General features: G+C 70.9%; 12 protein-coding genes. 6 read left to right on the forward strand and 6 right to left on the reverse strand.

Features of this window, described 5'->3' with window-relative positions:
- Positions 1 to 5: 5 nt before the first annotated feature.
- The 4 genes from RCO28_RS03025 to RCO28_RS03040 form a co-directional block, all read right to left on the reverse strand.
- Positions 6 to 2,246 carry a germacradienol/geosmin synthase gene (locus RCO28_RS03025; protein ID WP_308939321.1) on the reverse strand — a complete coding sequence of 747 codons (2,241 nt, stop codon included), beginning with the start codon at positions 2,244 to 2,246 and terminating at the stop codon, positions 6 to 8.
- Between the two features lie 136 nt (positions 2,247 to 2,382).
- Positions 2,383 to 4,290, reverse strand: coding sequence for a serine/threonine-protein kinase (locus RCO28_RS03030; RefSeq protein ID WP_308939322.1), 1,908 nt, complete (start codon positions 4,288 to 4,290; stop codon positions 2,383 to 2,385).
- A gap of 203 nt (positions 4,291 to 4,493) precedes the next feature.
- Positions 4,494 to 5,183: a hypothetical protein gene (locus RCO28_RS03035; RefSeq protein ID WP_374991080.1), complete on the reverse strand. Its 690-nt coding sequence runs from the start codon at positions 5,181 to 5,183 to the stop codon at positions 4,494 to 4,496.
- Positions 5,140 to 5,928 carry an alpha/beta fold hydrolase gene (locus RCO28_RS03040; protein WP_308939324.1) on the reverse strand — a complete coding sequence of 263 codons (789 nt, stop codon included), beginning with the start codon at positions 5,926 to 5,928 and terminating at the stop codon, positions 5,140 to 5,142. Before RCO28_RS03040 ends, RCO28_RS03035 begins: the two co-directional genes overlap by 44 nt.
- Before the next feature lie 194 nt (positions 5,929 to 6,122).
- Between RCO28_RS03040 and RCO28_RS03045 the strand changes: the two genes are divergently transcribed.
- The 5 genes from RCO28_RS03045 (at position 6,123) to RCO28_RS03065 (ending at position 11,176) form a co-directional block, all read left to right on the forward strand.
- Entirely contained in the window at positions 6,123 to 6,848 is a 726-nt protein-coding gene (locus tag RCO28_RS03045) for a lysophospholipid acyltransferase family protein (RefSeq protein ID WP_308939682.1), read from the forward strand.
- 53 nt (positions 6,849 to 6,901) lie between these two features.
- A complete protein-coding gene (gene macS, locus RCO28_RS03050) occupies positions 6,902 to 8,101 on the forward strand; it encodes a MacS family sensor histidine kinase (protein WP_308939325.1) in 1,200 nt (399 codons plus the stop codon).
- A gap of 16 nt (positions 8,102 to 8,117) precedes the next feature.
- Entirely contained in the window at positions 8,118 to 8,798 is a 681-nt protein-coding gene (locus RCO28_RS03055) for a response regulator transcription factor (protein WP_308939683.1), read from the forward strand.
- A 205-nt stretch (positions 8,799 to 9,003) separates the two neighbouring features.
- On the forward strand, positions 9,004 to 10,041 hold the full coding sequence (locus RCO28_RS03060; protein WP_308939326.1) for a 6-phosphofructokinase: 1,038 nt from the start codon (positions 9,004 to 9,006) through the stop codon (positions 10,039 to 10,041).
- Positions 10,042 to 10,168: 127 nt separating this feature from the next.
- On the forward strand, positions 10,169 to 11,176 hold the full coding sequence (locus tag RCO28_RS03065; RefSeq protein ID WP_308939327.1) for a 2-hydroxyacid dehydrogenase: 1,008 nt from the start codon (positions 10,169 to 10,171) through the stop codon (positions 11,174 to 11,176).
- On the opposite strand, the gene RCO28_RS03070 is transcribed toward RCO28_RS03065, so the two are convergent.
- Together RCO28_RS03070 and RCO28_RS39295 are read right to left on the reverse strand one after the other, a co-directional pair.
- Entirely contained in the window at positions 11,116 to 13,029 is a 1,914-nt protein-coding gene (locus tag RCO28_RS03070) for an anthranilate synthase family protein (RefSeq protein ID WP_308939328.1), read from the reverse strand. The genes RCO28_RS03065 and RCO28_RS03070 overlap by 61 nt on opposite strands.
- A 93-nt stretch (positions 13,030 to 13,122) precedes the next feature.
- Entirely contained in the window at positions 13,123 to 13,179 is a 57-nt protein-coding gene (locus RCO28_RS39295) for a trp operon leader peptide (protein ID WP_161697035.1), read from the reverse strand.
- Positions 13,180 to 13,288: 109 nt separating this feature from the next.
- Here RCO28_RS39295 and RCO28_RS03075 point away from each other — a divergent pair, with 109 nt between their 5' ends.
- A complete protein-coding gene (locus tag RCO28_RS03075) occupies positions 13,289 to 14,641 on the forward strand; it encodes a class II 3-deoxy-7-phosphoheptulonate synthase (RefSeq protein ID WP_308939329.1) in 1,353 nt (450 codons plus the stop codon).
- The last annotated feature ends 121 nt before the right edge of the window (positions 14,642 to 14,762 follow it).

The following is a 14,762-nucleotide window of genomic DNA, read 5'->3' on the forward strand; positions in this document are numbered from 1 at the left end:
GCGCCTCAGCGCGATACGGGGGTCTGGGGGCCTGCCCCCAGTTCGGGAAGGGGCGGGGCGGGGAGAAAAGCACGCGCAGCCGACGTGCCAAGCCCCGTAGGCCCACCCAGCCGCCACGGCGCGGCGCCGGTACCCGCCCGCAAGTCCACCTCGCGATAGCGCCTGCACCCCCGATGCCAATGCAGAATCCCCGCCATCCAGTCCTGCAACTCCCGCACATAGTCATCGAGAACCGCCCGCGTCCCGGAATCAAGCCTCAAGTCCTCGTAAAGCACGGGCAGTTCATGCGAGACGACGTGCTGGAACTGGCGCAGCCGGGAGTTCATCAGAGCGTCCACCAGGGCCACGCCGGTGGCGTAATCGACGTCGAAGAAGTTCTGCACGACCAGGACACCGTTGTGCACCTCGCCCTCGTACTGGATCTCCTTCTGGTACGAGAAGAGGTCGTTCAGGAGCGTCGCGTAATCCACGGCGGAGTTCTCCAGGGAGCGGATCGGGCCGCTGCGGTACACCTCCTCCGGCACCGTCTCGCCATGCCTGATCCGGCACAGGCGCATCGTCATGTCCGCGCCGAACGTCAGGCGCCGCATCTCGATGTAGTCCACCGGGTCCGGGATGCGGTGCTGCGCCTGGTTGGCCAGCTCCCACACCCAGCTCGCCGTCATGTCCTCGACGGTTCTGCGGAACACCGCGCGGTCCCGCTCCGCCATCGGCCCCGCCGTGCGCGCCCACAGGTCGGCGAGTCCGCGCTCCAGGGCGTCCCGCGGCTCGGGTCCGCCGCTCCCGTCCAGGGGCATGAACAGCGAGAGCCGCTCGGTGGCCGCGCGGGCACCCGCCAGGTCCCGGCTGCGGCCGTACAGCGCCGGGTACAGGTCGTCGCCGTACGTGCCCCACGTCAGCCAGTTCGACGAGAGGTCCAGCTCCTGCGGGGTGGCGTCCGGGTCGAGGCCGGCCGAGCAGAGCGGGAAGTCGTAGCCGGCGAGGCGGTGTTCGTCCCAGATGTCGGAGAGCGGCCGGCCCGGCTGCGCCCGGAGCATGCCCATCCGCTCGCCCCACTCCACACAGCGCGGACGCGCCCCCGCCAGATGCGGACTCAGCGAGACCGGGTACGGAAGCTGGAACTCCGGCAGCAGGGAAGGCCCGACGTGCCGATGCGGCCGGTGGCTGTGGCTGCGCAGCCGGGCCCGCTCGGCCCGCCGCGTGAACCGCATCCCGGTGCCGGGCACGGAGAAGCCGCCCGGCTCGCTCCCCGCCGCCTGCTCGTTCATGTACCGGCTGGAGCGCAGATGCCACTCGTGCCCGCCGGACTGCCAGTCCTGCAGCCCCTTCGCGTACGCGGCGACCGCGGCCGTCCGCGCCGGGTCGAGGCCCTGCTCCGCGCACAGGCCCGGCACCTCGGTGAGTGCCGTGTTCTCGAACTGGTGCAGCCGGGACGTCAGCAGGTCGTTGACCGCGTCCGCCGCCTCCTGCGTCGTACAGCCCAGGAACCTCTCCATCACCAGGACGCCGTTGCTGTTCTCGCCCTCGTCCTCGACCTCGCGCTGGTACGAGAACAGGTCGTTGCGCAGGTGCACCGCGTCCGAGAACGCGTCCCGCAGCACCCGCAGCGGTCTCGACCCGGCCACGGAATCCGGGAGTTCGGCCTGCGCCGCGTACTCCACGAGCCCCGCCGACCAGGGGGCGCCGCCCACCTTGCGGCGCATCTCGATGTACTCGACGGGGTTGGCGATCCGCCCCTCGTTGATGTTGGACAGCTCCCAGAGGGATTCGTTCAGGAGGTTCTCAGTGGCCTCCGCGAAGCGGGACCGCCAGCCCTCGGACATGCTCGGCACTGTGCGCGCCCACAGGTCGGCGAGGCCCGCCTCCACCGGAGTCTGCGGCTCCGGGAAACCCCGGGCCAGGTCCATCGGCATGAACGCGGGCAGCCGGTCCAGATAGGCCTTGGCGCCCTCGCGGTCCTGGGTGCGCTTGAAGAGTTCGAGGAAGTGGTCGTCGAAGAAGAAGACCCACACGTACCAGTCCGTGACAAGCGCCAGCTCCTCGGCGCCGCAGTCCGGGTGGGTGTACGCGCACAGGAGCGCGTAGTCGTGCGCGTCCAGGTCGCGCTCCTCCCACACCCCGGACCCCTCGAGCATCCCCATCCGCCGCGCCCACCCCTTGGTGTGCGAACGGGCCGCCTCCACCTGTGGGTTGAGCCGCGCCGGATACGGGACGTAGAAGTCGGGAAGGGTGAAGGGCTGTGCCATGCGCCTGCCAGGCCTTTCGCGGTACGGGGAGTCATCTGTCGGCGACCGTCGGTGATCGCATCTGGCGTTCCCTACCCGTGCCCCGTACGACCCATCCCGCCGGGCGAATAGTCGTACTAACAGGGGGAGTTGGTGGTCAGGAGCGGGTGTAGGTCCAGGCGTTGTTGTCGCTGGTGTTGGTCTTGCTCTTGAACCACTTGATCCCGGACGGCGAGGAGGAGTCGATGTACGAGGGCTTCTCGTCCATGCAGCCGTAGCTGGTGGAGCGGGCGGGGTCGATCTTCGCGGTGTCGAGGTTGAGCCTGCTGCCGCCGTTTTCGACGGAGATCAGCCGGGCCACCGCCACGCAGCTGCCGCCGCCGGCTTCGGGGCCGTTCCGGATGAAACTGACGGCCTGCTGACCGTCGGAGGCTTGCTCGATCTCGATCCGGCTAGGAATGTTGTAGGTCGCCGGGGGCTTCCAGCTGCCGATGAAGTACGACGGCACGCCGCCGGAGGCGGCCTCCTCGCCGCCGCTTCCGCTTCCGCTCCCGCCTCCGCTGCCGCCGTCGCCCGAGTCGGCACCGCCACCGCCCGCGGGCGCGTCGGCCTCGGGGTCCGGGGCTCCTCCGGCGTCGGAGCCGTCGCTGCCGGAGCCCGCGGCTGCACCGCCTCCGGCGCCGTCCTTCCCCTTCTCCTCCTTGCCCTTCTCGTCGTCCTTCGCCTTGGCGCCCTCGTTGGACTTCGTGGGGCCGGGTGAGGTCGGGGTCGAACCGGGGTCCTTCGGGGCGGCCCCGCCCGGATCGGGCGAGGCCTGGCTGCTTTCCGCGTCGCGGTCGATGAGGTAGACGGTGCTTCCGGTCGCCAGTACGGCGAGAACGGCCGCCAGGACGAGCCATGTTCGGCGCTTGTGGGGCGGGGCTTTTGCAGTCGTTGCCGTTGCCGTTGCCCTGGGCTCTGGGCGGGGGGTTGTCGCTGCGGGTTCCGGTTCCGGTTCGGCTTCCGGTTCCAGCTCCGCTTCCGCCTCGGGCTTCGCCTCCGCCTCCGTCTCCGCCCCGGGCTGCGCCTCCGCCTCCGGCTCCTCCGTCACGACCGGCGACCCCGAAGCCGGCGTGGGCGCCTCCACGTCGAGAAGCCGGGCCGACTGGTGGGCCAGCTGAGCCACCACCTCCCCCGGAAGCCAGGCGCCGCGCCGGGAGGAGGGGCGCGGGCGGGACGGATCGGCCAACAGCTCGGCGACGTCCGGGCGTTCGTCGACTTTCTTCGTCAGGCAGCGGGCGATCAGCGTGCGCAGCGAGGCGTCCTGGACCAGCTCCAGGTCGGGCTCAGCCTCCACGATCCGGTACATCAGGGCGTGCTGGTTGCCCGCGCCCTGCCCGAACGCGAGGCGTCCGGTCACCGCGTACGTGAGGACGCAGCCGAGGGCGAACACATCGGCCCGCGGCCCCGCCTCCTCCGCGAGGACCTGCTCGGGCGCCATGAATCCGGGCGAGCCGATCGCCATCCCCGTACTGGTCAGCAGGGACTCGACGGAGGTCTGCACGGCACGCGCGATGCCGAAGTCGATGACGCGCGGCCCCTCGACCGTGAGCATCACGTTGGACGGCTTGAGGTCGCGGTGCACGATGTCCGCGTCGTGGATGCCCCGCAGGGCCCTGAGCAGCCCGTCGGCCAGCGCGTGCACCGGCTTGGCCGGCAGCGGGCCGTACTCCCTGACCACCTCCTCCAGGGAGAGCCCGGGTACGTATCCGGTCGCCACCCAGGGGCGCGGCGCGTCCGGATCGGCATCGAGGACCGGCGCGGTGAAGTCCTCGCCGACGCGGCGCGCGGCCCTGATCTCGCGCCGGAAGCGGGCCCTGAACTGCCGGTCGGAGGTGTGCTCCTCGTGCACGACCTTCACGGCGACCGTCCGACCGCCCTCGGACCGCGCCAGGTACACCCGGCCCATGCCGCCCGCCCCGAGCCGGCCGAGCAGGCGGTACGGGCCGATGCTCGGCGGGTCGAGCTCGCTGAGGGGCTCGATGCGGCCGGGGCCGCCGTTCCGGTCGTCGTTCGTGCTGCCCATGCCGGAACCGGCCCCCGTTCGCCCCTGTGTGGTCACTGATGCTGTGACGTTCGCGCGGGGCGGATGGTTCTGCGGCGCCCCGAACGTGAACAGCCGTCAGAATAGGGGGTGTTGGCGGGCGAAGGCGGGCCGGAGTCCGGCCTCCGGAGCGCGCGCGACCGCGTGGCCTGCGGGGCCCTCGCCGCCGCGCTGGGAGGGGCGGCTCAGACGACCGCGCCGCGACCCGGGTCGTCGTCCTCGTCGTCGCCGCCGTTCATCCGCAGCACGAGCGTGGCGAAGCCGCCGACGAAGCCGCCGATGCCGAGGGTGGTCAGCCACCACGTCATGTCCCAGCCGAGCAGCACCGCGAGCAGCAGCAGGACCGGGCCGCCGACGACCGCGAGCCAGGCGAACTTGGCGGTCGTGTCGGCCTCCGGCAGCGGCGGCGGCTCGGGCGGCACGAAGTGGCCCTCGTCGTCCTCGTCGAAGTCGTCGTCCGCGGCCTCCGACGGGCTGTAGTCCCGCGGCCCGGGGCCGACGCCGGGGGCGAACGTGACGGACCCGCCGATCACCTTGCCGCTGCCCTTGTCGTCGCTCTTCCCGCCGCTCTTCCCGCCGTCCTCGGGGGAGCCGTCCTCGGGCGAGTCCGGCGACGGCTTCCGCTTCGCGGCGGCGTCGGAGGCGGGCTTGTCGTCGTTCGTCGCCTCGGCCACCAGGCCCGCCAGGTCCTCGACCGATTTGAACGGCTTGGCGCCCGGCGGGTCCGGCGGCTCCTCTCCGTACCCGGCGACGATCGCCTGCCAGGCCGCGTCCTCGTCGAGCCGACGGCCGTCGTCCTCCTCGCGACTGCCGTCTCTCTCCGCGTCGTGCTCACCCACCGGTGGCCGTCCCCTCTGTGCTGCCTGCGCCGACACTGGGCGCGAGCCGGCTGAGGAAGGCGTGGCTCTCCTCGAAGATCCGGTCCGCGTCGTGGTCCAACGTCGCGACGTGGTAGCTCTGTTCCAGCAGGATCTCGGTGACGTCCGTGGACGAGACGCGGCCGAGCACCCGCGCGGAGTCGGCCGGCGGCACCACATGGTCCTGCGGGCTGTGCAGCAGCACCATCGGCTGGGTCACCTGCGGCAGCTCGGCGTCGACCAGGCGGAAGAACTTCCGCAGCGAGTGCGCGGCATGCAGCGGCACGCGCGCGTACGCCACCTCCTCGCTGCCTTCCTTCGCGATGTCACTGGCGATGCCGGGGATCGTGGCCACGAAGTGGCGGGCGACGGGCAGCGCGTGGGCGGCCACGCCGTGCACCTTGTTGCCCGGGTTCACCAGGACCAGGCCGCTGATCGCGTCCCCGTGCTTGGCCGCCAGTCGCAGCGCGAGCGCACCGCCCATGGACAGGCCGAAGACGAACACCTGGGAGCAGCGCTCCCGCAGGTCGTGCAGGGCGCGGTCCACCTCCGCGTACCAGTCCTGCCAGCCCGTGGCCGCCAGGTCCTGCCAGCGCGTGCCGTGTCCGGGGAGCAGCGGCAGCGAGACCGTCAGTCCGCGCTCGGCGAGATACTCCGCCCAGGGGCGGAGCGACTGCGGGGTTCCGGTGAAACCGTGGCAGAGGAGCACACCGACCTCACCGCCCTCGTGGCGGTACGGCTCGGCTCCGGGGAGGACCGGCACCTTCGGTCTCCTTCATGAGGATCGGGGTCCGGAGGACGGGCACTCGGCGGACCAGTCGGTGGAACAGGAGGTTGCGTTCACCGTACGCGACCGGACCGACACCGACCAGGGTCGTCCCGGAAGGAGCGCAGGCCGGGCTCGGGTTAGGGTCTGTGCGACAGATGAGAAAGGCGTACGCGTTGATCTACGGCGTTATGAAGCTGACCGTCGGCGGCAGTCTGAAGACTGTGTTCCGGCCCTGGGTCGAGGGCCTGGAGAACGTCCCGGCCGACGGTCCCGCGATCCTCGCGAGCAACCATCTGTCCTTCTCGGACTCGTTCTTCCTGCCCGCGGTGCTCGACCGGAAGGTCACCTTCATCGCCAAGGCGGAGTACTTCACGTCACCCGGAGTGAAGGGAAAGCTGACGGCTGCCTTCTTCAAGGGCGTGGGCCAGCTGCCCGTGGACCGCTCCGGCGCGCGGGGTGCCGGTGAGGCCGCCATCAAGAGCGGCATAGAGGTCCTGGAGCGCGGCGAGCTGTTCGGCATCTACCCGGAGGGCACCCGCTCCCCGGACGGCCGCCTCTACCGCGGCAAACCGGGTGGCCTCGCGCGCGTGGCGCTGGCCACGGGCGCCCCGGTGATCCCGGTCGCGATGATCGACACGGAGAAGATCCAGCCGCCCGGCAAGGTCGTGCCCAAGCTGATGCGCCCCGGCATCCGCATCGGCAAGCCCCTCGACTTCAGCCGCTACCAGGGCATGGAGGGCGACCGCTTCATCCTCCGCTCGGTCACCGACGAGGTCATGTACGAGATCATGAAGCTCTCCGGCCAGGAGTACGTCGACATCTACGCGACCGCGGCCAAGCGCCAGATCGCGGACGCGGCGAAGGCGGATGCGGCGAAGCGGAAGGCCGAGCAGGAGAAGGCGGCGAAGGCGTAGATTCCGGGAGGCCGTCAGGCCACCGGCCGCCCGGCCGAACCGTGGGGGGATTCATGGCCAAGCGGGAACGCGTCATGCGGATGTCCGTCGAACTGCCGCTCTGGCGCGCCCTGTCCGGATACCGCGTCCTGACCATGCTCTACGCGGTCGGGGTCTTCCTGCACGCGCGCGAGGAGTACCAGCGCCCGCTCGTCGCCGTCGGCTATCTCGCCGTACTGGTGGTCTGGACCCTGGTGACGCTGCCGCGCGTGGCGAGCGCGCAGAGCTGCACCAAACGGTTCCTCGGCGCCGACCTGACCCTGGCCCTCGGCGGTATCCTGCTCACGACGGTCGCCGATCCCGACCACGGCGACGGGCCGACGCTGCCGACCATCTGGACCGCCGGCGCCGTCCTCGCCTTCGCCCTGAAGGGCGGTTGGCGCTGGGCCGCGTTCGCGTCCTCCCTGGTGGCCGTCGCGAGCATCGTGCAGCGCGAGACCCCCAGCCGGGACACCGTGCACAACGTCCTGCTCGTCTGGGTCGCCTCGATAGCGATCGGGTACGTGGTGGAGGTCGCCCGCGCCTCCGAGCGCACCCTCGCCCGCGCCCTGGAGATCGAGGCGGCCACGCGTGAGCGGGAGCGCCTGGCCCGCGACATCCACGACAGCGTGCTGCAGGTCCTCGCGATGGTCCAGCGGCGCGGCACGGCACTCGGCGGCGAGGCGGCGGAGCTCGGCCGGCTCGCGGGCGAGCAGGAGGTCGCCCTGCGCACCCTCGTGGCGGGCGGGCTCGCACCGGCGTCCCGCGCGTCCGAGGACGTCTCCCTTGGCGCCGTGGTCCGCGAGGTGGACGAGCCGGACGGGCGGGAGTCCGGCGGCGCGTGCGACCTGCGGACGCTGCTCGCGCCGTTCGCCGGAGCGCGCGTCACGTTCTCGGAACCGGGCGCTCCGGTGCTGCTCGCGCCGGCCTCGGCCCGCGAGCTGACCGCCGCTGTCAGTGCCGCCCTGGACAATGTGAAACGCCATGCGGGTACGGATGCCCAGGCCTGGATCCTGGTCGAGGACTGGCCGGACGAGGTCATCGTGACGGTCCGGGACGACGGACCGGGCATCCCGGAGGGCAGGCTGGCCCAGGCCGAGGGGGAGGGGCGGCTCGGGGTCGCCCTGTCCATCCGCGGCCGCCTCCGGGACATCGGGGGCACCGCCGAGCTGATCTCGGTACCAGGACAGGGCACGGAAGTAGAGCTGAAGGTCCCACGGGGGAAGGCGAGTTGACGTGAGCGAAGAGCAGATGGACAGCACAGAGGGCACGGCCCCGATCCGGGTGATGGTCGTCGACGACCACCCGATGTGGCGGGACGCGGTCGCCCGCGACCTGACGGAGGCGGGCCTGGACGTGGTCGCGACGGCGGGCGACGGAGAGCAGGCGGTGCGCCGGGCCAAGGCGGCTTCCCCCGACGTCCTGGTGCTCGACCTCAACCTGCCCGCGAAGCCCGGCGTCCAGGTCTGCAAGGAGCTGGTCGGCGCGGACCCGAAGCTGCGCGTCCTGGTCCTGTCGGCGAGCGGTGAGCACGCGGACGTCCTGGAGGCGGTCAAGTCGGGCGCCACGGGCTATCTGCTGAAGTCGGCGTCCACGGAGGAGCTGCTCGACGCCGTCCGCCGCACGGCCGCCGGGGACGCGGTGTTCACGCCCGGCCTCGCGGGCCTGGTCCTGGGGGAGTACCGCAGGCTGGCCTCCGAACCCGTCCCCACCGAGCCGGACGAGCCGAAGGCCCCGCAGCTCACCGACCGCGAGACGGAGGTGCTCCGCCTCGTCGCCAAGGGCCTCAGCTACAAGCAGATCGCCGAGCGCCTCGTCATCTCGCACCGCACGGTCCAGAACCACGTCCAGAACACCCTGGGCAAACTCCAGCTGCACAACCGCGTGGAGCTGGTGCGGTACGCGATAGAGCGCGGCCTCGACGAGGAGTAGCCCTCGCGGGAGTGGCCCGTCCCGTCCCGTCCCGTCACGCCCGCGCCGCCCAGCCCCGGCCCTCCTTAGGGTGAACGACGGAGATCAACTCCCGTTCGTTTCACCGGAATTGACTCTTCACCCGGTCCCGAAGTGACCTGGATCACCATTAGCGTGACCCGGATCGGACTCACTTCAGACTCACCGAGGCGAAGGGACACGTTCCATGGGGCCAGGAAAAATCGGAGTGCTGACCGGAGGCGGCGACTGCCCCGGGCTCAACGCCGTCATCCGCGCCATCGTCCGCAAGGGCGTGCAGGAGTACGCGTACGAGTTCATCGGCTTCAGGGACGGCTGGCGCGGGCCGCTGGAGGGGGACACCGTCCGGCTCGACATCCCGGCCGTGCGCGGGATCCTGCCGCGCGGCGGCACCATCCTCGGTTCCTCGCGCACCAATCCGTTCAAGGAGCAGGACGGCGTCCGCCGGATCAAGGAGAACCTCGCCAAGGAGGAGGTGGAGGCGCTCATCGCCATCGGCGGCGAGGACACCCTCGGCGTCGCGGCGCGGCTCTCCGAGGAGTTCGGCGTCCCCTGCGTCGGCGTGCCCAAGACCATCGACAACGACCTCTCCGCCACCGACTACACCTTCGGCTTCGACACCGCCGTGGGCATCGCCACCGAGGCCATCGACCGGCTGCACACCACCGCCGAGTCGCACATGCGCGTCCTCGTCGTCGAGGTCATGGGGCGGCACGCGGGCTGGATCGCGCTGCACTCCGGCCTCGCCGGCGGCGCCAACGTCATCCTCATCCCCGAGCAGCGCTTCGACGTCGAGCAGGTCTGCTCCTGGGTGACCTCGCGCTTCCGTGCCTCGTACGCGCCGATCGTGGTCGTCGCCGAAGGGGCGATGCCCAAGGACGGCGAGATGGTCCTCAAGGACGGCTCGCTCGACTCGTTCGGGCATGTGCGGCTCTCCGGCGTCGGCGAGTGGCTGGCCAAGGAGATCGAGCGGCGCACCGGCAAGGAGGCCCGCACCACCGTCCTCGGTCACGTCCAGCGCGGCGGCACCCCGAGCGCCTTCGACCGCTGGCTCGCCACCCGCTTCGGCCTGCACGCCATCGACGCGGTGCGCGACGGCGACTTCGGCAAGATGGTCGCCCTGCGCGGCACGGACGTCGTACGCGTCCCGATCGGCGAGGCGACCGCGCGCCTGAAGACCGTCGAGCCGGCGCTGTACCGCGAGGTCGGCGTCTTCTTCGGCTGACGCCGACCGCGGCCGCCACCGCGCGGCACGCACGAGCTCCGGGCCGTATATTCGCGATGAATCGTGACGTATACGTACGTAGCAGACATACGGCCCGGAGTCAGTCGGCGGAAGAACGGGAGCAGGCGTGGAGATCCTGGCATTCGGCGTGCAGGCCGACGAGAAGCCGCTGATCGAGAAGGCCTTCGCGGGCCACCACGACATCCGGTGCCTGGACGTGTTCCTCAACGAGGACACCGCCCCCATCGCCGCCGGGTACGAGATCATCTCCACCAGCGTCAACGCCAGCCTCGACAACCGCGTCCTGCAGACCCTCGCCGCCGGCGGGACGCAGATGATCGCCCAGCGCTCCACCGGCTTTAACAACATCGACCTGCAGGTCGCGGAGCGCCTCGGCTTCACCGTCGCCCGCGTCTCGTCCTACTCGCCGTACTCCGTCGCCGAGTTCGCCTGGACCCTCGCGATGGCCGTCAACCGCCGCGTCGTCCGCGCCTCCAACCGGACCCGAGACTTCGACTTCCGGCTCGACGGGCTGATGGGCCGGGACATGCACGGCCGCACGGTCGGCGTCCTCGGCACCGGCAAGATCGGCGAGGCCTTCACCCGCATCGCCCACGGCTTCGGCATGCGCCTGCTCGGCTGGGACGTCGCGGAGAACCCGGCCTGCGCGGAGCTCGGCATGAAGTACGTCGCGAAGGACGAACTGCTCGCCGAGGCCGACCTGATCAGCCTGCACGTACCGCTGTTCCCGGAGACCCGGCACCTCATCGACGCCGGGGCGCTGCGGGCCATGAAGGACGAGGCGATCCTGGTGAACTCCAGCCGCGGCGCCCTCATCGACACCGAGGCCTTGGTCGGCGAGCTCCGCCAGGGCCGCTTCACCGGCGTCGGCCTCGACGTGTACGAGGCCGAGGCCGGGTTGTTCTTTCTCGACAAGTCGATCCAGGGCGTCGAGGACGACACCCTGGCCCGGCTGATGACCTTCCCGAACGTCCTGGTCACCTCGCACCAGGCGTACTACACGGTCGACGCTGTCGGGCAGATCATCGACACCACCGTGAACAACGTCCTCGACTACACCGCGGGCCGCCGCAGCGAGAACGTGCTGGTGCCCGCCGAGCCCAGGACCGACTGAGCGAGCAGCTCCGCCACGATCCGGGTGCCGCGCAGCGTCAGCACCGACTCCGGGTGGAACTGCACCGAGGCGAAACCCGGCCCGCGCAGCGCGTGCACCTCGCCGGTCTCGCGGTCGCGGCTGACCTGCACGCGGTGCGCGCCGAGCTCGGCCTCCTCCTCGTCGTCGCAACGCGCCACGAAGCTGTTGTAGAAGCCCACCACCTCGGGCCGCCCGAACAGCTCGATCCGGGTCTGCGCCCCCTGGTGCGGCACCTGCTTGCGGCCGATCTCCAACCCCAGCTCAGCGGCGAGCAGTTCATGGCCCAGGCACACCCCGAGCAGGCCGCGAGTGTGTTCCCGCACCAGGTCCTTGGTCAGCGCGCGCAGCGTCCGCATCTTCGGGTCGTCGGCGTCCGAGGGGTCGCCGGGGCCGGGCCCGAGGACCACCGGGCCCTCGTGCGCGAGCGCCGCCTCCCGCAGCCCCGGCTCGTCGTACCGCCGCACGCTCACCTCCAGGCCCGAGGAGCGCAGCACGTGCGCCAGCATCGCCGTGAACGTGTCCTCGCCGTCGACCACCAGGGCGTGCCCGGACAGCTCCGCCGACCGCTCCTGCATCCGCAGCCAGAACGGCGCGAGCGAGGTCCGCCGCGAGTCGAGCGCCTCCTGTACGCGCGCGTCGTCCGCGAGCCGCGGGCGCGCGCCCTCCGCACGCGGGCGCCCGGGCCGCACCCCGAGCGCGGCCAGCACCCCGGCCGCCTTCGCATGCGTCTCGGCGACCTCGCTCGCCGGGTCCGAGTCCCGCACCAGCGTCGCCCCGACCGCGACGCGAAGCCCGCCCTGCGCGTCGATGTCGGCAGTACGGATCAGGATCGGCGAGTCAAGCGTCTGGGCGCCGCCCGCATCCCGGCCGATGAGCGCGAGGGCCCCCGCGTAGTAACCGCGGCCACCCGGTTCGTACCGCTCGATGACCCGGCAGGCGTTCTGCACCGGCGAGCCGGTCACCGTCGCCGCGAACATCGTCTCCTTCAGGACCTCCCGCACATCCAGGGACGACTTCCCCCGCAACTCGTACTCGGTGTGCGCGAGATGGGCCATCTCCTTCAGCCGCGGCCCGACGACGACACCGCCCATGTCGCCGACGGTGCACATCATCTTGAGCTCCTCGTCGACCACCATCGACAGCTCGGCGATCTCCTTGCCGTCCGCGAGGAAGTCGAGCAGATGCTCCGGAGTGGGCCCCTCCGCCGGGTACCGGTAGGTCCCGCTGATCGGATTCATCACGACCGTCCCGCCGGTCATCCGCACATGCACCTCGGGGCTCGCCCCGACCAGCGTCCGGCTCCCGGTGTGCACGACATACGTCCAGTACGCGCCCCGCTCCCCGTCGAGCAGCCGCCGGAACAGGGCAAGCGCGTCGGCCCGCGAGAAGCCGTCGACGCGGCCCTCGAAATTCCGCCGGATCACGAAGTTCGCGCCCTCGCCCTGTCCGATCTCGTCCCGGATCACGCGCTCGACGATCCCCGCGTATGCCTCGTCGTCCACGTCGAAGGCCCCGTCCGCCACGCGCACCTCGTGCGCCGGCAGCTCCTCCAGGGCCTGGGCGAGCGGCACCTCGTAGCGCTCGTCGGCGGTCAGGACGGCGAGCGGGGTGCCGTCGTCGCGTACGTCGAAGCCGCGCTCCCTGATCTGCCGGAACGGGACGAGTGCGAGCACCGGAAGTTCCCGCTCCGGGATGTCGGCGAGCCGCTCCACCTCCTGCACCGGCCCGAGCAGCACCTCGACCGTGTCGTGATCATGGCCGGGCGTACGGCGGCGCAGCAGGGCGAAGGGGATGTCGGAGTCGACGAGGTCGATGAGTCGACTGATCGGCATGGTGGTTCCTTCCTGACGAGAGGAGGGAACGGCCGGCGCTGAAAACACTGAAGGCCGCCCCTCGGGCGGCCTTCGCGATCGGTGTACGCGCAGTCAGTGGGCCGCCGGATGAGCGGTCCACCACCAGTTACGGGTCTCTTGCGCGAACATGCTCCGCACCCTAACCCATCCGCACCGGCGCTCCGGGGCTGTCCACGGCGCCGTCTCACGAAGTGAGCCGGGGGCTGGGCACCCGCCATGACCCCGTAATGTTGTCGAGGTGACCGTGAACGCTAAGACCACCGCATCCGGTGGCAACACCTGGCGAGACCTTCCCGCGGCGCAGCAGCCTGAGTACCCCGATGCCGAGGCTCTGCGCGATGTGATCGCGGACCTCGAATCGTATCCGCCGCTCGTCTTCGCAGGCGAGTGTGACCAGCTGCGCGCCCGCCTTGCGTCCGTCGCCAAGGGAGAGGCGTTCCTGCTCCAGGGCGGCGACTGTGCCGAGGCCTTCGACGCCGTGTCGGCCGACCACATCCGGAACAAGCTCAAGACCCTGCTCCAGATGGGCGCCGTGCTGACGTACGCGGCCTCTGTGCCGGTCGTCAAGGTCGGCCGTATCGCCGGCCAGTACTCCAAGCCCCGCTCCAAGCCCACCGAGACCCGCGACGGCGTCACCCTGCCGACCTACCGCGGCGACTCGGTGAACGGCTTCGACTTCACCGAAGGGGCCCGCATCCCGGACCCCGAGCGCCTGAAGCGGATGTACAACGCCTCCGCCTCCACGCTCAACCTGGTGCGTGCCTTCACCACCGGCGGCTACGCCGACCTGCGCCAGGTGCACGCCTGGAACCAGGACTTCGTGAAGTCGTCCCCGTCCGGCCAGCGGTACGAGAAGGTCGCGCGCGAGATCGACAACGCGCTGAACTTCATGAGGGCCTGCGGCACGGACCCGGAGGAGTTCAAGACCGTCGAGTTCTACGCCTCCCACGAGGCGCTCCTGCTCGACTACGAGTCGGCCCTCACCCGGACCGACTCGCGCACCGGCAGCCTGTACGACACCTCCGGCCACATGGTCTGGATCGGTGAGCGCACCCGGCAGCTGGACCACGCGCACATCGAGTTCGCCTCGCAGATCCGCAACCCGATCGGCATCAAGCTCGGCCCGACGACCACCCCGGAGGAGGCGCTGCAGTACATCGAGCGCCTCGACCCGGACCGCGAGCCCGGCCGGCTGACCTTCATCGTCCGGATGGGTGCGGACAAGATCCGCGAGAAGCTCCCCACCCTGGTCGAGAAGGTCACCGCCTCGGGCGCCCAGGTCGCCTGGATCACCGACCCGATGCACGGCAACACGTACGAGGCGGCCTCGGGCCACAAGACCCGCCGCTTCGACGACGTGCTCGACGAGGTCAAGGGCTTCTTCGAGGTGCACAAGGCGCTCGGCACGCACCCGGGCGGCATCCACGTCGAGCTCACCGGTGACGACGTTACCGAGTGCGTGGGCGGCGGCGACGAGATCTTCGTCGACGACCTGCACCAGCGCTACGAGACGGCCTGTGACCCGCGCCTGAACCGCAGCCAGTCCCTGGACCTGGCGTTCCTGGTGGCGGAGATGTACCGCGACCAGTAGTCGCAACGCTGCAGACAGTTGTGGGGCGCGGATCACACGATCCGCGCCCCACTCTGCTTTTGCGTATTCCCTCTGACGGGTAAGGTTAGGTTAGCCTCACCGATCAATCGGGACGGCAACA

Source organism: Streptomyces sp. LHD-70, from assembly GCF_031157275.1.
Taxonomy (GTDB): domain Bacteria; phylum Actinomycetota; class Actinomycetes; order Streptomycetales; family Streptomycetaceae; genus Streptomyces.